Source organism: Pelobacter seleniigenes DSM 18267, from assembly GCF_000711225.1.
GTDB classification, from domain to species: domain Bacteria; phylum Desulfobacterota; class Desulfuromonadia; order Desulfuromonadales; family Geopsychrobacteraceae; genus Seleniibacterium; species Seleniibacterium seleniigenes.
In genome coordinates, this window is sequence record NZ_JOMG01000004.1 from 30,827 (window position 1) to 48,865 (window position 18,039).

The following is an 18,039-nucleotide window of genomic DNA, read 5'->3' on the forward strand; positions in this document are numbered from 1 at the left end:
GTGCCTCTTTCAGCGGGGACACCAGGTTCAAATCAGGCTCCTGCCGCTATTTTTCGAGGGGGGAGGGTTGTCTGTATCTGGTGACCCAGCTTTTCAGCTCTGCCGGGAGTTTTTGAAAGTGCATGTAATCTATGCTTCCCTGCGTCCAGTTTCCGCCCCATTCCCAGCCTGCCTGTTTAAACGCCTGAACCACCGCGGATTCAGCTGTCAGCGTTCCCGGCGCAGAAGGGACATAGGCCGCGCCAGGCGGAATAATGAGTGCCCCTTTGCTATAAGGATTCTGGCGGGGATTGATATCGATCGCCAACCCCAGGGCGTGCATGGACAGACGTGCACCAACAACGACCGGTCGCCAGACATACCCAGAACTGTTGTCGGTGTCCGCGGATAGGCCGTAAGGGCCTTTTTCCTGGATCAGGGGATGGGCAATAGGCAGCGCCGATGCAATGGGAAAACGACTGATTCTGATCGTCTCGAAAATGTTGCGGATGTCATTTGCCAGGGTCTGGTGAATGACCACTTGCCCCTGGTGCAGGTTGCCGTCGAATCCGTAATAGCGGACCGCAACCACCACCAGTTGCTGTTGAATATCCGCGTTGACATCAGGCGGTTGATGGCTATAGATGGCCTGTTCTCTGCTGAGTTGGCTGTCAATCCGGAGCGGACTGCAGCCGATGAGCAGCAGTAGTAAAAGCAGGAGCCAGTAACGGTAGGGAATTTTCATCATGGCGCTGTGAAATGGTCAGGCAAATAGTTTCCGTTCCGTCGGGAACAGCAGGCATTCTAACAGAAACAGCGCCTTCTGCAGCAGCTTTCTCCGCTGAAAAAAACGTGACTGCCAGCGCGATTTTTCCCCCTTAACGGACTGGGGCATATGTTGCGCCCTGAGCAAGGACGGAAAACTGCGGGCTCGGATCTTTCACAATATGGGCGGCCGGGAGCGGCCGGGAAATGAGATAGCCTTGGGCCTGATCACAACCGAGCAGTCTGAGGGCATGTAAGGTTTCCTGGTTTTCGACTCCTTCGGCGATGACGTTCAGGCCGAGGCCATGGGCCAGTTCCACCGTCGATTTGATAATGATCCGATCCTGTTCGCTGCAGAGCATGTTCTGCACAAACGACATGTCTATTTTCAGGGCTTCGATGGGCAACTTGTTCAGCAGGGTCAGGGATGAATAACCGGTCCCGTAATCGTCGATGGAGATGCTGATGCCCAGATCGACGATGCGGCGAAGAACTTTTCCAGCGCTGTTCGGGTCGGCGATAATCGCAGTTTCGGTCAGTTCAATTTCCAGGGCTCCCGGCGGAATGGCATATTCGGCAAACAGTTCCTGAAGCAGGTCCGGCAGCCCCTGATCCAGCAGCATGCGGGGGCTTAGGTTGACCGCAATGGGGACTGGCCGGCCCGCATCGGCCAGCTTGCGCCACTGGCGTATGCACATGGTGAAAATGACCTGGGTCAGCGGTGCGACGATATCGCTGTTTTCCGCATAAGGGATGAACCGGTTCGGCGGGATCATCCCTTTATCCGGATGATCCCAGCGGACCAGTGCCTCATAGCCGACCAGGCGGAAGTTGTCGAGAGCTATTTTCGGCTGATATACCATCATCAATTGTGCGTTGTTGATGGCATAGTGCAACTCTGACATCAACTGCAACTGCTCCTGGGAATGAAGGTCCTGGGATTTTTCGTAAAAGCGGATATCGTGGATGTCTCCTTTCGCCAGATACATGGCCATATCTGCTTTGCGCAGTAGCTCAGACTCTGAATCACCGTGTTCCGGATAGCAGGAGATTCCCAAGCTGGTACTGATGGTAATTTCGAGCCCCATCACATAAAAGGGATCGCCAAAAAGATCAATAATGCGCTGGGCCAGCTGGGCGATCTCATGGCCATCGTCATAGGCCGGCAGCAGAAAAACAAACTCATCGCCACCCAGTCGGGCAACTTCAATATTGGCAAGTTTCTTTTTAAAGCGGGCGGCAAGATCTTTCAGCAATTGGTCCCCGGCCTGATGCCCCAGGGTGTCATTGATCTCTTTGAATTTATTCAGATCCATCAGCGCGATGGCAAATTTTTCGCCCTTGGTTCTCGCCTCTGCCAAGCGCTGATCAAGCAGCGCTTTGAACCAGTGTCGGTTCGGCAGGTCGGTCAGTGAATCGTGGGTGGCCTGGTAAGTGAGCAGGTCTGCGTTGCGGACTGCACGGGTCACGTCCTGAACCACGGATAACACCCCGCGCACCTGGCCGGTCTCGTCCCGCAAGGGGGTGTTGGTCCAGTCGCAGATGATCTCTTGTCCAGTTTTGGTGCGGTTTTTCCCGCGGCGGTGGGCGGTCTCGTCACCCGCCATCAATTTGGCCTTGACCTCGTCGGTTTTGGGTATCATTTCTGGCGGAACGATAATGTCGTAAGGGTGTTTCCCGAAAGCTTCTGCCTCGGAGTAGCCGAATATTTTTTCTGCCGCTTTGTTCCAGTGGGCGACCTTGAAATTCTTATCCCAGGTGATGCAGCCCAAGGGCATGCGATTGACCAGTAATTTCATCTCCTGGCCGTAGGTGTCGGTTATTTTTTCGTGTAGCTTTTGGCTGGTAATATCCTTAAACAGGACCAGCAACTCGTTGAGTTCGCCGGTATCGTCCAGAGCGGGGCTGACACTCATGCTGAGCCATTTGCCATGCTCGGTGTGAAAAAAGTCTTTGCGTAACGGCTGTTTGCTCTGAAAAACTTCTTCGCAGGGGCAATTGAGGCAGGGAGCCTGAAGATCGAACAGGGAATAGCATTTTTTGCCGATAATGTCCCGGCTGCGGCTGCCGAAATACCGATAACCGGCTTCATTCATGTGAATGATGTGGTGTTCGCGGTCCTGCAGATACATGACTTCGGACATCGTGTTCAAGACTGCTTGCAATAACTGGTACTGGCTTCTTTTATTCACGGAACCCCCTCGTTGGTGGGTGAAAGAACAGAGAAGTCGAGCCCTGAAGTGTATTAATACAGTCTAAGAGTTGACTTTACGTGAAAGTCGGTTATTTATCAAGGGATTAGTGATCTGACCTCGAACAGAATGAGTTGGTATGCTTTTTTGCTGGAAAAAATCGCCGGCAGATTTTTCCCAACCTGCCGGAGGATTGCTCAAATTAACTGGCTGAACCGACCACAACGGTCCATTCCCGAATCCGCCAGGTCGGGACCAACCTGTTGACCACATAGGGATCATTGCTGACAAAGTCTTCGATGATTGATTTATCCTTAACCTTGAAGGCGATTGCGGCCCCATCTGCAGGATTGGCAAAAGCTCCTCCCAAAAGCAGTTCGCCACGTTTAGCATAGTTTTGCACATGGGCCAAGTGAGCTTCCCGAAAAGGGGTACGCAACTCCAGGATGTTGTCGACATAGTCGTAGAAGAGTAAAAAATACATGGAAATCTCCTTTTGGGATCGGTATTTAAGAACGCTGGATTATTTGTAGCCATTTTACACGAGGTAAAGCAGATTTGCTGGAGATGGCTTGATAAAGTTTGAAACGTTCCCGGGACGCGATGGATGGACGCGCCGAGGGTCTCGAAAAACAGATCCAAGGGTCTGTTCAGGCTTCGCTTGAAATGAACATAAACTTGAAATCGTGCTTCGAACCCTGAAATCGCAACCAAGGTTGGGGCTCAAAGAGGAAGAGGCGGCCAAAATCGCCAGTTTCCTGGAACGATTGTCTGGAGAACAGCCTGAAATCAGACATCAGGTTGAACCGGATCCTGATTTTTTTCGAACCTGATCTCCTCAACCCTTCTTTGCTCATATGAGCGAAGGACGGTCGGAACTCTGAATTATTTTGCGGCGGTGCATCAACAGCAGTGATTGTTCTTCCGAGCGTTGAAAAAAGGGCCCTTCTTCGATAATCACAACTCAAGCCATTTGCAAGCCTGCAAACTTGGGATGTTCAAGGCGTGACGTTGCCTTCGTGCTAAGGGGAGAGTCAGGAAATTTTTCGATGCAGTCCCGATAATACATGCTGGCGGCATTGATATGATCCATGCTCTCTAGAATTCGGGCGCACTGAAAAAGAGCTCTCTCCAGCATTGCCGGTGGTGTCAGTTTATTTTGACAGACAGATTCCAGGCACTGGGTCGCTGCCTCTAAATCGTCATTGCGATGATAAATATTTGCCAGGCGGAACATGGTGTCCGAATCAAGCCCTTTGTAATAGACCTTGTAATATTCATGGAAGACCATCATTGCTTCTTCCTGATTCTCCAGGATTAATTTTGGAATCACTTTGCGATAGAGATCATTCCCCTCTTCCGTTGCGGTAAACTTTGAGCGCAATCGCGCCAGCAGCAGGAGAGCCTCCGTATTTTCGGGATCTTTTGTCAGCAGCAAGCGCAGGGATTCTTCACCTTTTTCAAGGTCACCGGCACCGATTTGAGCATTGACTGCCTGACTGCCGAGTTCAATATGACGTTCCAGAATGGCCTCCTTGTTAATGCGGAACATCATCGCCAGCAGGGTTCCGCACAGGATGCCCCCGATATGAGCCCAATGCCCGACGTTTGAACTGCTCGATCCTTGAACCTGCTCGATTCCGCCACTAAGGTCGGCTAGGAAAAAGAGGCCGATGATGACCAGGGAGTTCAGCCGTATTTTCAGACTGACCGGAAGAATCAGGGAAAAGATTCCCAGAATCGGTAACGGGAAGACCATGCTTTTAAAATAACAACGTACCGCAAAAATCCCCATGACCCCGGCAATGGCGCCAGAGGCGCCCAGGATGTGAGCAGGCGAGCCTGTCAATTGGCAGCTCAGCAGGTACAGTAGATTGCCGCAGATACCGCTGATCAGGTAAAAGGCAAATAAGCGCCACGGACCGATACGTCTTTCGACCATGGTCCCGACTGCCCAGAGGAAGAGCATGTTGCCCCACAGATGGCCTTGCCCGGAATGGAGAAAGAGAGATGTGAAGAGGCTGAGCGGAACATTGACCGGAGTCGGGGCATAGGGGAGAAAGATCAGGTTGTTACTGATCAACTCGGGGGAGACAGATAGCTCGAACAGATAGAAAATCAGTATGTTGGCAAGGATCAAGCCGTAGGTCACCAGCGGAATGTACTGTTGCTGCCGTTCCTCTTTGGCATACATGACCGGCATGAAAGTTATGTGCTCGCTCAGCAGTTGCGTGGCTGATTGGCCTGTGACTGTGGCCTGCAGCCGGATGTAAAGCAAAAACACGACCGGGAATAACAGCATGAAGAGCGGTAGAAAATTGCTGAGCAGTTCTTGCACGAGGATAATCAGGCTGATGACGGCAAACGCTTTAAGAATGAACAGTTGCTCGGGATGGACTTCAAAATAGGTTTTGGTGGTTTCCTCCGGCCTGGCTTGATCAGGATCATCCATGGCTGCGCGACGCGCCTTAACTGCTTCGTAACGGGCAAAAATCACCCCGCATTGCTGACAGGTATCTTCGGTCTGGTTGGCGCTGAAACATTTCGGGCAAGTTCGGCCTGCGGGAGGGGCCACGTGGGTGGGTTCGGCCTGGGGAATGGTCTGAGTTTGTTGCCTTGCAGCAGGAGAGGTTTCCGCTATAACGTCACATAACAGGCCGAACTGATCAAAATAATTTTTATAGCGATTGGCTTTGACCTCATCCAGCCCTTTCTTCAGGATGACTTTTCTTCCGGAGAGGATTTTTTCAATCGCCGCGGGCTGGTATCGACATTTTTGCTCCAGGTTTATTCGTGCTTCCTTTTCGTCGGTGTCTAAGGCCAAGTTGCCGCTGAAGACAACCTTGTAGGTTTTGTCGCTCATTTATTTACTCGTTGTGTTAGGGGTAACGACGTGCCTTATTCATGGTTCCCTGATCGTTTGGGGCAGGCTAGTGAAAGGAACCATCCACCGATTCAGGATCAAGAAAAATCCTGTTTTGTCGGCGACGAGTGTTTTTCAGATAGGGGGGGAAAGAAAATAAGATTTACTCGTGGTAAAACATAAAAAAAGCCGCAGGCAAATCCAATTTGCTCACGGCTTTTAATTTATTTTGATCGATCTTTGCAAGTCCCCACCTCCAAGAAACATCAACCTTGAAGCTAAACTAATAAAAATAATCGTACAATTCAAGAATTAAATTGGTCTATCCATACGTTCCCCTTTTGCCGGCAGAAGCGGAAGAGTGATGACAATCTGACAGCGTCGTCCAGATTTTTAGCTCTCAATCATATTGAGTCAGGGCTATTTCCTGATGACTTCGAACGCAGAATGCATGTTTTCGTCAGATTGCTCATGGCTGTCGGGGGGGGGGGGGGGACAGGTTGGTTTTACCAGGAACACGCCGACTGACAGCGCTGGCGCTGGCGCAGAAGATGACAACCCTGCAGCAACAACTCTGTCGTTCTCTCATGGTATTTTTGTCGAAGGAAATCAGCTGATTGTGGCGGATTCAGGAAATTCTCTTAACCCTGTTTACGAAAGACAATCGTTCTAATTTTGCATGATGTTCCGGACAAGCCGCAAGTTCTTGTCCGGAACATCTGCTTTGATCTGCTCCCTCCTGAATGTATTGACGCTTCAGATCTCTTGGATGCTGGCCCGGCCCACTACGCTTAGCGTTCCAGAGCTTCTTCTATATTCATATTCCCCTGCCTCAGATTCACGATCAATCCTTTGGTGGAATTATTCGCCAGGCAATACAGTGCCGCAGCAGCGACATCGGCACGAGGAATGATTCTTTCATCGGGAGTGGCCGGAAGATTGATACTCACCTTCCCGGTGCCCGGTTCATCCGTCAACCTGGCCGGGCGCAGGATGCTGTAGGGCAAAGCGCTGTTTTTGAGATACTCATCGGCGGCAAATTTGGCGACCAGGTAATGTTTGATGGCCGCAGGTCCTTTGTCGGGGTCGGCAGCGTTCATGCTGCTGATCATGACCACATGGTCAAGCCCTTTTTCTTTGGCGTAGTTGACGGTTTTGATCGCACCCCACAGGTCGACAAGCAGGGTCTTGTCGGCGCCGGTCGCTCCCCCTGAACCGGCGCTGAAGACCACCTTGTCGCAATCCTCAAAGGCAGTTGAAAAGTCACTTTCCAGATCGCCAAGAACAGCTTCGACACCAAGTTCATTAAATGCCCGGATCTGTTCCGGGGTCCTGACCATGACCCGAAAAGGCAGGTCTTCTTTGACCAACAGTCGGGTCAGAAGCTGGCCGATTTTGCCGTTGGCGCCGAGGAGAAGGATTTTTTTCATGAATTGGCTCCTTGTTTAATCGATTGTCTTTAGGGGGTAAAAAATAGGTTTGCCGGGCTTTGGGAAAGGATAGCATGGGAGAGTGTTTTGTGGAGCTGTCGATGGCCCAATCCCCCTTAATCCCCCTTTGCTAAAGGGGGAAATGAAACAGGCAGAAATTTCTTTATGATTGATGGGATGGGGGTGACGTGGCCTGTCAACCACCAAGCCAAACTCCCCCACGAAGAGACATAACGTCGTTGACTGCTCAAAACAGCAAAGCCCCTGCGAAAAGGGGCTTTGGAAAAATGGTCCTTCTCATTGCAGAGAAGGCTCTATGTTAATCCGTCCTTCAATGTCTGATCTCAATCTTCTTCGGTTTGGCGGCCTCAGCTTTGGGGATGATCAGCTTAAGGACACCGCTGTTCAGCTCAGCCGTGGTTTTGTCGGCATCGATACGGTCAGACAGTTTGAATTGACGGTAGTAGTTGGCGGAAGAAAACTCCCGCAACAGGGCTTTGCCCTTGGTCTCGCCATGCACTTCTCCTTTGATGGTCAAAACTCCATTCTCCAGGTTGATGTCGAGCCCGTTCTTGTCGACCCCGGGCATGTCAGCCAAAAGGGTCAGGTTTTCTTCGGTTTCAAATATGTCGACGGCGGGCACCAGCGTCCGTCCGGTCGAACGGGTTGCCTCACGCGGTTCAAGATTGTTGTTATGATATTTTGCCATTTCTTGCGCAGTCATGGTTGTCCTCCTTACTCCTGGTTATTTATGACTCTGTCCGTTGGCCATTGCGGTGTTCGGGATATGGTTAATTGGCGCGGACAGAGATTTTTTTAGGTTTTGCCTGTTCCTGCTTGGGCAGCGTGATCAGCAGCAAGCCGTTGCGATATTCGGCATCAACCTTGCCGGAGTCGATATTGTCCGGCAGTTCGATACTGCGCATGAACTTGCCTGCGCCCCGTTCATGGCGATGCCAGGTGCCGTTCTCGATCTTATGCTCCTTGCGCTCACCGGACAGGGACAACGTGCCCTGCATGACATTGAGGTCAAGATCCTGCGGATCGATTCCCGGAACCAGGGCTTCAACATAATAGTTGTTTTCGTCCTCACTCAGGTTGAAGCGCGGATAATCGCCTGTGCCGATTCCCGGCAGGAAGGACGGCTGAGTGAAGCCCATGCCGACGCCGCGAAACGCGTTATCAAGTTCCCTGCGAAGTTTATCCATTTCCTGAAACAGATCCCATTGTGCCATAGCGTCCTCCATCTTTATCGTTCTCTTCGAATGTTCAATTTTCCGCCGGCTATTGTGCCGTGCTGCCATTCTCAATATCAAATCCTGTGCCAAGCCGCAGAGATTTTTGTACTGCAAAAAAAATCATTTAATTCAGATGGTTATCTGCAGCAGTGCGGAACTGAAAATATTGGCTGACGGGTGGGTGTCGCAATGGACTGTCGCAGCACTGTCGCCTGCGACAATCGTTGGAACGTCGCACCCCGGTCTCACCAGCTGGCAACCTGCCGGATTTGTTGACATCTCTTTTTGGCACGGCTTTTGAGAAGAATAAGCGTCAGAACGTCATTCAGTGTGACCGGCGTTTAACATATAGGAATAAGAATCGGAGGTTAACCAATGGGAAAAATAATCGGAATTGATTTAGGAACAACGAATTCATGTGTTGCCGTCCTTGAAGGCGGCAAACCGAAAGTCATAGAAAACAGTGAAGGGGCGCGCACTACGCCGTCTATTGTGGCTTATGCCCACGGGCATGAAGTCCTGGTCGGCCAATCGGCCAAACGGCAGGCGATCACCAACCCCCGCAACACCCTGTTTGCCATCAAACGGCTGATTGGGAGGCGCTTTGACGATAAGATGGTCGTCAAGGATAAAGACATGGTTCCCTATCTGATTGTGCGGGCGGATAATGGTGACGCCTGGGTGGAGGCTGGCAATAAGCGGGTCTCCCCGCAGGAGATCTCCGCCAAAATTCTGCAGAAAATGAAGAAAACAGCTGAGGATTATCTGGGTGAGCCGGTCAGCGAAGCGGTGATTACCGTGCCGGCCTATTTTGATGACTCGCAGCGGCAGGCAACCAAGGACGCCGGTAAGATCGCCGGGCTTGAGGTGAAGCGGATTATTAACGAGCCGACCGCCGCGGCGCTGGCTTACGGGCTTGATAAGAAAGGCGATCAGAATGTGGTGGTCTATGACCTCGGCGGTGGGACTTTCGATGTCTCGGTGATCGAAATTGCCGATGTTGACGGCGACCAGCAGTTCGAAGTGCTGGCGACCAATGGCGATACCTTTTTGGGCGGAGAAGATTTTGACAACCGGCTGATCGAGTTCATTATTGAGGAGTTCCGGAAAGAGCAGGGGATCGATCTGCATGGTGACCAGATGGCCTTGCAGCGTTTGAAAGAAGCGGCGGAAAAAGCCAAGATCGAACTGTCGTCCACGGAACAGACCGATATCAATCTGCCGTTCATTACCGCGGATGCCAGCGGGCCTAAACATTTAAGCCTCAAGATGACCCGGGCGCGATTTGAGTCGCTGGTCGCGGACCTGGTTGAGCGGACCATCGAGCCCTGTCAGCAGGCCCTCCGGGACGCCGGTCTGAGCGCTGCCAAGATCGATAGCGTGATCCTGGTTGGCGGCCAGACCCGGATGCCGCTGGTGCAGCAGAAGGTCAAGGAATTCTTCGGCAAAGAACCGCGCAAGGATGTCAATCCGGACGAGGCGGTCGCCATCGGCGCCGCGGTTCAGGGCGGTGTGCTCAGCGGCAGCGTCAATGATGTGCTGCTCCTTGATGTCACCCCGCTGTCCCTCGGCATCGAAACCCTGGGCGGGGTCATGACCAAATTGATTGAGAAGAATACGACGATTCCGGCCAAGGCGAGCGAGGTTTTTTCCACCGCTGAAGATAATCAGTCTGCCGTGACCGTGCATGTCCTGCAGGGCGAGCGGGAACAGGCGGTACACAATAAACTGCTTGGGAAGTTCAACCTGGAAGGCATTCGGCCGGCTGCCCGCGGACTGCCGCAGATCGAGGTGACCTTTGACATCGATGCCAACGGTATCCTCAATGTTTCAGCCCGGGACAAAGATACCGGTAAACAACAGTCGGTGGTGATTAAAGCTTCCAGTGGGCTGAGTGAGGCAGAGGTTGAGCGTATGGTTCGCGAAGCCGAAGAGCACGCCGCCGAGGACCGGCGTTTCCATGAGCTGGTGGCGGCCCGGAATCAAGCGGAAAGCCTGGTTTACACGGCCAGAAAGAGTGTTGAAGACGCTGGCCCGCAACTTGACTCGAACCTCAAGGGTGAGGTTGAAGCTGCGATCGACGGGGTTGAAGCTGTCCTTACTGGTAACGACAAGGGGCGGATCGAGGCCGCAACCCAGACCCTTCATGCGGCGATGAGTCGATTGTCCGCCCAGGCCGCTCCTCAGGGGCAGCCCGCCGGTTCGGGTGTCGACCCTGCGGTTCACCAGGCCGGAGATGTGGTCGACGCGGAATTCGAAGAGGTCGATGACGCTCATGGCCAGAATAACAACGCAGCCTGAATGGCTGCCAAGTCAAGGGTGGGGCTCGGGTTACTCTACGGGCGGTGAAAGACAACTGCTGCTGACCGGAGCCGGGCTCTGCCCGAGTTCACGGCGGGAAACATACCGTCGCAAGAAAAGGAGTTATCATGTTGGCTAAGAATTCCAGCGGGAGTCGGACCTCCGGATTGTCGAGACACCAGGTCAACCGGATCCAGACCGCCTTGCTGTTACTGTTTTTGGCCGCCTATCCGGCATTGCTCGGTTGGATGGTTTGGGGTGGCAATGTCGTGGTTTGGCTGGCCCTGTTCGGGATCGGCTTTGCCCTGTTTTCACCGGTCAACTCGCCGCAGTTGGTGATGCGATTGGTCCGGGCAAAGCCGTTGGCCGTGGCGCAGGCGCCCCGCTTGCATGAGATGGTTGCCCTGTTGGCCCGGCGGGCCGGGCTGGCAGCTGTGCCCGCCCTTTATTATATCCCGTCAAACCAGGTCAATGCCTTTGCTGTCGGTCGTAATGGGGAGGCGGCGATTGCCGTCTCTTCCGGCTTGACCCGGTTACTGGACCACGACGAGGTGGCCGGGGTCATGGCGCATGAGATCAGCCACTTGCGCAATGATGATATTCGGGTTATGAGCCTCGCAGCGCTGTCCGGACGGGTCACCGGAGCCTTTTCCCTGTTCGGGATGTTTTTGCTGCTGTTTAGTCTGCCCCTGATGCTGGTCTCTCAGGTTCATGTCAATTGGCTGGCGCTGGCGTTGTTGATTTTTGCTCCGCAGCTGAGTGCGTTGGCTCAATTGGGATTGTCACGGGTCCGCGAATACCGGGCCGATTTGTCAGCGGTAGAATTGACCGAAGATCCGCAGGCTCTCGCCTCGGCATTGTGGAAAATCGACCGTTCCGCTCGCCCGCTGTGGCGGAGGTTGTTGCCGAAGGGGACCATCCCTGATTGGTTGAGTACCCATCCGCCGATTGCCGAGCGGATTCGCCGTCTCCAGGAACTGGCTCCCGGGTCCCGTTTCCACCGACCGGCTGCGGAACCTACGCTACAACAGTGGCCGCAGTGGTGGTCATTTTTCACCGCGCCCGGTTGTCGCAGGGGCGGGCAACGGCGTTCAGGCTTTTGGCGGTGTTGATGCCCTGCGTCCCCGGTTGCGAAAAAATTGGTCAGGTACCGAGCGAATCGGATAGCACAGCCCGGTTGCGGCCGTTTTCCTTGGCCTGGTAGAGCAGGGCATCGGCTCTAAGGATCAAGGTTCGTTCGGTCGTTTCAGGGGTTGGGATCAAGCTGACGCCGCCAATACTGCAGGTGACATAGTTCGCAGCCTGGGAAAAATCATGGGGCAGGGCTGCCTGTTTGATGCGGTTGCCCAGATTGTTGACCAGTTGTTCCATCTGGACCAAATTGGTATTGCTGAGCAACAGGATGAATTCTTCCCCGCCGAAGCGGGCGACAATGTCGTTGGAACGCTGCAGGGTTTTCCGCAGGATTGTGGCGACTCTTTTGAGACATTTATCACCGGCAACATGGCCGTAATGATCGTTGTATTGTTTGAAGTGATCGATATCGAGCATCAGCAGGGCAAGCGGGGCCTTCTCCCGGGCCGCCCGGCCCAGTTCACGTTGCAGCAATTCGCCGAAATAACGCCGATTGAAGAGTTTGGTCAGTTCATCGGTGCGTGACTGGACAATCAGCTGCTCGTTCAGATTCTCAATTTCATTCAGCATGAGGTTGGCGGCGCGCGTCATTTCCCTGATTTCATAAGCGCCTTTGACTTTAAGCCGCTCATGAACGGTTCTTTGCTGCGCAAAGGTTGAAAATCGTTCCGCCAGATATGATGTCGGCCGCACCACCACGCGATGAACCATGAGAACATTAAGCAGAATAACCAGAAGTCCGATCGCTAAGACAATTAACAGGGTGTGTCGAAAAACCTGCCGGATCTTTTGATCCAGTGAGCGTTTGATTTCAGTGTGAAAAAATATCCGGTTTTTTCGGTCACTGTCGAGGATTGATATGTCAAGCAGTGCTTTTGAGTCGTTGACGAAGTAGACCTTTTCACAAAACTCACCGAAGCTTTCTTCTGGAAGACATTCGAATCCTGATATGTTTTCCGAAGCTTTTAGCTTAAGCGGTTTGCCGATAATCCGGCTGATTTTTTGTACGAACGCCCTGTCAATCAATTTGATCAAGAGTAGGTAGCCATCGACGTATTCAGGCTGGCCGGCCAGGCTGATTGGATGAATCACCGCCCAGAAATTCAGTTTTGCTTCCGGGTTGAAGAGCAGAATTCGGTGAACTTCTTGGCGGAGGGAGTCTGTAAACAGATCTTTTTTGGCCTGTACCTGTGAGACAATCTCCTGAAATTCTGTTTGGGTTTCTTTCTTGATATTGGGGTAGGAAAAATGGCTGCTGAAGTTTGTATCGAGAAAAAGGATTCCATCGATCTCGACATTGTTTAGATAGTTCTGACTGAGATTTTCCCTGATAAAGTCAAGATTGCCATTCTGCATAAAGATGTAGGTTTTGTCCCGCTCACCCCAGTCTTTTGCCAGCGTGACAAGTCGGTCGATTTCATTTTGAATGGTACGGATGATCAGCCTGTTTTCGGTTTTGAGGGTTTCCTTTTCGGTCTGATCCAGAACGGAAAAAGCCTGGTATTTCAGGCCGCTGTAAATGGCTAAGCCGGCAATGGAAAAGATTAATAGCAGATGCAGGAAGAAGAGGTTTTTGATCCGCATTTTCATTTTTCTTTGCTCCTAAACAATCCCCCCCATCTTTGGAATTTATCTTTTGTTTGGAATTGTCGGAGATTTACTTATTCTGCTAAAAAAGGCCACATCTCCATTGATGCAGCCTCTATTCCAGAGAGTAAAAATCAAACATAATGATTAAGATAATATTGTTTTAATAATTTTTTGTCAATGCTTGCTGCTGATGGTTTTACCCTGCGCTGTATTTTTCATTTCGTTCAGGGCAAAACTGGCAAGATTTTTGGTGAAGAACGATTTCTTTTTGCAACTGATTTCAGTACACTCACAGTCCATTCAGGCGGCGGTTTTGACTGCCGACTGAAAATTTTTACGGAATGGGGTTTGTCACCATGATTATCGGTTTTGCCGGAAAAGCGGCCTCGGGAAAGACCACCGCAGCGAAATTTCTATTGCAACAGCAGGGGCTCGTTATTGAGGTTCTGCCCATGGCCCGGGCTTTGCGGGATGAGGTGGAGGATTTTATCCGTCAGGTCGGAGCGGCGGATAAAGTGCCGCTGGTTTATGGTGATCAGGCCGACAAGGTGCGGATTTTTTATATCGACCAAGCCCGGGCAGGCAAATGCTGTCCGCAGTGGGATGATTTTATTCAGGTCAATGCGGATATTCAGGATCGGCCCGGCTGCTCCGCCGTGACGGTCAGACGCCTTCTGCAATGGTGGGGCACGGAGTATCGTCGCGCCCAGGACCCGGATTACTGGACCAAGGCCTGGGAGCGGAATCTGGCAAAATACGATCTAACCACAACGCATATCCTGGTGGATGATGTGCGGTTCGGCAATGAGTTGGCGGTCATCAGCAAGCACGGCGGGGTTTTTGTGCGGATCGAGCGCCCCGGATTCCATGGCGCCAATGATCACAGCAGCGAAAATTCCCTGGATCACGTACAGGACTGGGATCTGGTGATTCACAATGATGGCAGCCTGGCCGAATTCAAAGAACAGATCACCGCACAGGTCTTGCCCCTGTTTCAATTTTAATCAGCGTTTACCGACCGGGGCCAGGTAGACGGTAAATTCGTCCTTGCCGTCGATGCCCAGCAGTTGGTCCATCAACTCCTGATGATACGCCGCCACCGCACAGGTTCCGCAGCCGATCGCTTCGCAAGCCAGGTAGAGGTTCTGGCAGACATGGCCGGCATCAAGCAGAATAACTTTGTGGGCCGAGGTATGATAACGCCATTCCGTGCGATAGGGGAGCACGGTCCAGGCAAACACCACCGGGGCTGCGGCGATAAAGGTTTGCCCCAGTGTTGCCGGGGTGATTTTTCCCATCAGATCTGGATCGGTCGTTTCCTGAACCAGTGCATGTTCCAGCGGCAGATAGCGATAAACCCCGGCTGTCAACCCTGCGACCCGGGTCACCAGCAGATAGGTTTCAAAAGGGTGCCGACAGCCGGCCGATGGCACGGTGCGCTGGGCGCTTCCCGGGCTCAGCTCCTTTTTGATGCCCTGGCTCATCCAGAGCAGGAAGGCCAATTCCGCCAAGGTCAATTCCTGCGCCGCGAACCGTCGCAGGCTCTGGCGGTTGATAATGGCATCGAGCAAGTCGGTGCCGCGGAATTTTTCCCAGGCTTCCGCGCCGGGCAGCTCAATCAACTGTTGATCTTTTTCAATAGGTTTCTGCAGGGATGGAACCGACACCCCGCGGTTTTGATCCGTGCGCCGGAAATCGATGGTGCGGCGTAACGAGTCCTTGAGAAAATCCCGATGCTTTTTGATCTGTCTTTTATCCATGTACCAGTCCTTCCAGATATTTTGGCCACATACTAACCGATCTTTGCAGCAGTTCCAGCAATAAATTTCTGAAAAACGTCATGAACCAGATGCTGCCCAGATTTCGCTCCTGGCGGCGGATTGGCGAGGTTTGCCGACGTTGTCCGGCAGTGGCGGAAATTCTACCGCGGCGCGTTGTGGAAAATGTTTTTTCAGGCTACCCTTTCAGGATAAGAACAGTTCCTCCGTTTGCCATGACGGCATCGGTAACTGACTGTGGCGCAGCGAATTTCTTCCTACAAGGAGGTCCCTATGGAATCGTTTATTCCCTCTTATACTCCTCCCGATTTTACCCAGCCTGGCCTCAGCGATGCTCCCTCGGCCCGGTTTGAGCCGGCTCCGCAGGACGGGGTTGTCCCCGCGCAGTATCATGGCACCTCCAACCATCCGGAATATGTTCATCTGGGCGAGGGGCGTTGGCTGCTGGCGCCGGAAAGCCGCATGGACGCGGTTCTGGTCCTGAAGGGGGATGCCCTGGAGGTGGTCGAAGCGCGCCGGGTCAGGCAGGGCGATCTGGTTGCGGTCGGGCGCACTGAAAATGGCGAAGAAGGAATCTTTGTCCATACCACAGGTTTTGTTTCCCCGGCTGAGACGGCGGTCGACAAATTTTCCTTTCGCACCCGTGGAACCCGGGAAACGCCTTTTTCCCGGTCCTATGACGAACTCTACAAGGTGCTTCGCCATGATCGTGAGCATGGCAACATCGCCTGGGTGCTGGGTCCGGCGGTGGCCTTTGACAAGGACAGCCGAGACGCCATGCAGGGGCTGATCGAAAACGGTTACTGCCATGTGCTGCTGGCCGGTAACGCCCTGGCCACCCATGATCTCGAGGCGGCCCGTTTCCAAACCGGCCTCGGGCAGAACATCTACTCGCAGACCCTGCAGCCGCTGGGTCATTACAACCATCTGGATATCCTCAACGAGGTTCGCAAACGCGGCTCCATTTCACGGACGATTGTCGAACTGGGGCTGGATAACGGTATCATCTACGCCTGTGAGAAATGTCATGTCCCGTATGTCCTGGCCGGTTCCATCCGCGACGACGGGCCCTTGCCCGAAGTTATCGGCAATGTCTACCAAGCCCAGGATGCCATGCGCCTGCACGCTCGCAAAGCGACCACGGTCATCGCCCTGGCCACCCAGCTGCATTCCATCGCCTTCGGCAACATGGTGCCGAGTTATCGGGTGATGCCGGACGGGGCGGTGCGGCCGGTCTATTTTTTCATTGTTGATATGACTGAATTCAGTGCCGATAAACTGGCTAATCGGGGCTCGGCCCAGGCCGTGGCGATACTGACCAATGTCCAGGATTTCATGATGAACCTGTGGAACAATCTCAGGCGGGGCTGACCGGGACGAGGGACTTATGAGCAGAACCATCCGCATTATCGGCATTCCCATCGATCTTGGCCAGAGCCAGCGCGGGGTCGATATGGGGCCGAGCGCTATCCGCTACGCCGGATTGTCGACCCGTCTGCGCGCGCTGGGGTACGAATTACATGACTCGGGCAACCTCTATGTGCCGGTACGGGACACCCTGTCGACAACCGATCAGGAGTCCCTGCTCAGCGCCATTCGGCAGGTTTGTGAGGCGGCCTACGAGGCCGCAGCTCTCGCCGTGCGGGAGGGCGACATCCCGTTGTTTCTGGGCGGGGACCATTCCCTGGCCATCGGGACCATCGGCGGAGTGACCGCCGGAAAGCCGGTAGGCATTATCTGGATCGACGCCCATGGCGATGCCAACAGTCCGGATAGCTCCCCGTCCGGGAATGTCCACGGCATGCCCCTGGCAACCTTGCTTGGGACCGGCTATCCGGAGCTGCTCAATATCGGCCGGCCGGGCGCTAAAATCGCCGGAACGGATGTGGTCATGATCGGGCTGCGGGACCTGGATCGGGAAGAGCGGCGTTGGCTGAAACAGAGCGGGGTGACGGTTTATACCATGCGTGATGTCGATGAACAGGGCATGGGGGCGATTGCCCGGGCAGCCCTGAGCCAACTGGCCAACCACCATTTCCTGCATGTCAGTCTTGATATGGATAGCTTGGAGCCGCACGAGGCCCCGGGGGTCGGTACTCCGTCCCCAGGAGGTCTGAGCTACCGGGAAGCCCAGCTGCTGATGGAAACCATTGCCGATACCGGCAAACTGGCCGCGGTGGATATCGTCGAGATCAATCCCATCCTCGACCTTGAAAACCGGACTGCAAAAATTGCCGTGGAACTTGCCGAATCCCTGTTCGGGAAAAGTATCTTCTAAGGGCGGCCAGGGGGAGAGGAACCTAACAGGTAAACAGGGCCGTCGTGATCCAGGCGGAGAGCTTTTCCTTTGCCTGGAATTTCTCAAAAACCTGTCCGGCATACAGTTCGGCTTCTGTCCGGTCTTCAGCCTTCCAATCCGATGAAATGATAGCCCTGCGGTGGCGGGGAATCTTGCACCCGAGCCGGTGAGTTCTTTTCAAAAAGTCTATGCCGTCCATCCCTTGTGGATTTTTGTGGTCGGTTAAAAGAAAATCGGTGCAGGGCGATGCTACCGGGCATGCGGTGATTCCGGGTTGGGAACAGATATAGCAGCCCGGATCGGAAAAAGCCGTCACTTTGACATCGAGAGCCCGGAATAGCTTGACCATGATGCTCAGGAAAAAATCATCATCATCAAAGACAACGGCATGGCGTGTCGACATAACTCCTCCTGTCTCAACCGATACCCGGTCTGGTGGAACGGGGGTGTTTCCATTTTACCAAGGTTTT

15 protein-coding genes are annotated in these 18,039 nt (G+C 53.3%); 5 read left to right on the plus strand and 10 right to left on the minus strand.

What is annotated here, in order from left to right; genetic code table 11:
* Positions 1-46 precede the first annotated feature (46 nt).
* The 7 genes from N909_RS0117085 to N909_RS0117125 form a co-directional block, all read right to left on the minus strand.
* Positions 47-727 (minus strand): M15 family metallopeptidase, encoded by a 681-nt coding sequence (locus N909_RS0117085; RefSeq protein WP_155005996.1) that lies wholly within the window; start codon positions 725-727, stop codon positions 47-49.
* Between the two features lie 130 nt (positions 728-857).
* Entirely contained in the window at positions 858-2,936 is a 2,079-nt protein-coding gene (locus N909_RS0117095) for a sensor domain-containing protein (protein ID WP_281174869.1), read from the minus strand.
* Between the two features lie 202 nt (positions 2,937-3,138).
* Positions 3,139-3,420, minus strand: a complete 282-nt coding sequence (locus N909_RS0117100; protein WP_029917353.1) for a YciI family protein — start codon at positions 3,418-3,420, stop codon at positions 3,139-3,141.
* A 480-nt stretch (positions 3,421-3,900) separates the two neighbouring features.
* The gene (locus tag N909_RS24855) at positions 3,901-5,799 is read right to left on the minus strand and encodes a rhomboid family intramembrane serine protease (RefSeq protein WP_051689913.1); all 1,899 of its coding nucleotides are present in this window, start codon (positions 5,797-5,799) and stop codon (positions 3,901-3,903) included.
* Between the two features lie 791 nt (positions 5,800-6,590).
* On the minus strand, positions 6,591-7,229 hold the full coding sequence (locus tag N909_RS0117115; RefSeq protein ID WP_029917355.1) for an SDR family oxidoreductase: 639 nt from the start codon (positions 7,227-7,229) through the stop codon (positions 6,591-6,593).
* Between the two features lie 331 nt (positions 7,230-7,560).
* A complete protein-coding gene (locus N909_RS0117120; RefSeq protein ID WP_029917356.1) occupies positions 7,561-7,953 on the minus strand; it encodes an Hsp20/alpha crystallin family protein in 393 nt (130 codons plus the stop codon).
* 67 nt (positions 7,954-8,020) lie between these two features.
* Positions 8,021-8,464 (minus strand): Hsp20/alpha crystallin family protein, encoded by a 444-nt coding sequence (locus tag N909_RS0117125; RefSeq protein ID WP_029917357.1) that lies wholly within the window; start codon positions 8,462-8,464, stop codon positions 8,021-8,023.
* Positions 8,465-8,842: 378 nt separating this feature from the next.
* Here N909_RS0117125 and dnaK point away from each other — a divergent pair, with 378 nt between their 5' ends.
* Both dnaK and N909_RS0117135 read left to right on the plus strand, forming a co-directional pair.
* Positions 8,843-10,768 carry a molecular chaperone DnaK gene (gene dnaK, locus N909_RS0117130; RefSeq protein ID WP_029917358.1) on the plus strand — a complete coding sequence of 642 codons (1,926 nt, stop codon included), beginning with the start codon at positions 8,843-8,845 and terminating at the stop codon, positions 10,766-10,768.
* A gap of 128 nt (positions 10,769-10,896) precedes the next feature.
* Positions 10,897-11,880 carry a zinc metalloprotease HtpX gene (locus tag N909_RS0117135; protein WP_063336437.1) on the plus strand — a complete coding sequence of 328 codons (984 nt, stop codon included), beginning with the start codon at positions 10,897-10,899 and terminating at the stop codon, positions 11,878-11,880.
* 31 nt (positions 11,881-11,911) lie between these two features.
* Here the strand turns inward: N909_RS0117135 and N909_RS24860 are convergent, their stop codons facing one another.
* Positions 11,912-13,492, minus strand: coding sequence for a sensor domain-containing diguanylate cyclase (locus tag N909_RS24860; RefSeq protein WP_051689914.1), 1,581 nt, complete (start codon positions 13,490-13,492; stop codon positions 11,912-11,914).
* Positions 13,493-13,848: 356 nt separating this feature from the next.
* Between N909_RS24860 and N909_RS0117150 the strand changes: the two genes are divergently transcribed.
* On the plus strand, positions 13,849-14,496 hold the full coding sequence (locus tag N909_RS0117150) for a deoxynucleotide monophosphate kinase family protein (protein WP_155005998.1): 648 nt from the start codon (positions 13,849-13,851) through the stop codon (positions 14,494-14,496).
* On the opposite strand, the gene N909_RS0117155 is transcribed toward N909_RS0117150, so the two are convergent.
* Positions 14,497-15,252, minus strand: coding sequence for a SagB/ThcOx family dehydrogenase (locus tag N909_RS0117155; protein WP_029917362.1), 756 nt, complete (start codon positions 15,250-15,252; stop codon positions 14,497-14,499).
* Between the two features lie 291 nt (positions 15,253-15,543).
* Between N909_RS0117155 and N909_RS0117160 the strand changes: the two genes are divergently transcribed.
* Together N909_RS0117160 and rocF are read left to right on the plus strand one after the other, a co-directional pair.
* Positions 15,544-16,641: a putative NPN-dependent ornithine cyclodeaminase gene (locus tag N909_RS0117160; RefSeq protein WP_029917363.1), complete on the plus strand. Its 1,098-nt coding sequence runs from the start codon at positions 15,544-15,546 to the stop codon at positions 16,639-16,641.
* Between the two features lie 16 nt (positions 16,642-16,657).
* Positions 16,658-17,548, plus strand: a complete 891-nt coding sequence (gene rocF / locus N909_RS0117165; RefSeq protein ID WP_029917364.1) for an arginase — start codon at positions 16,658-16,660, stop codon at positions 17,546-17,548.
* A gap of 22 nt (positions 17,549-17,570) precedes the next feature.
* On the opposite strand, the gene N909_RS0117170 is transcribed toward rocF, so the two are convergent.
* Positions 17,571-17,972, minus strand: coding sequence for a response regulator (locus N909_RS0117170; RefSeq protein WP_029917365.1), 402 nt, complete (start codon positions 17,970-17,972; stop codon positions 17,571-17,573).
* Between the last annotated feature and the right edge of the window lie 67 nt (positions 17,973-18,039).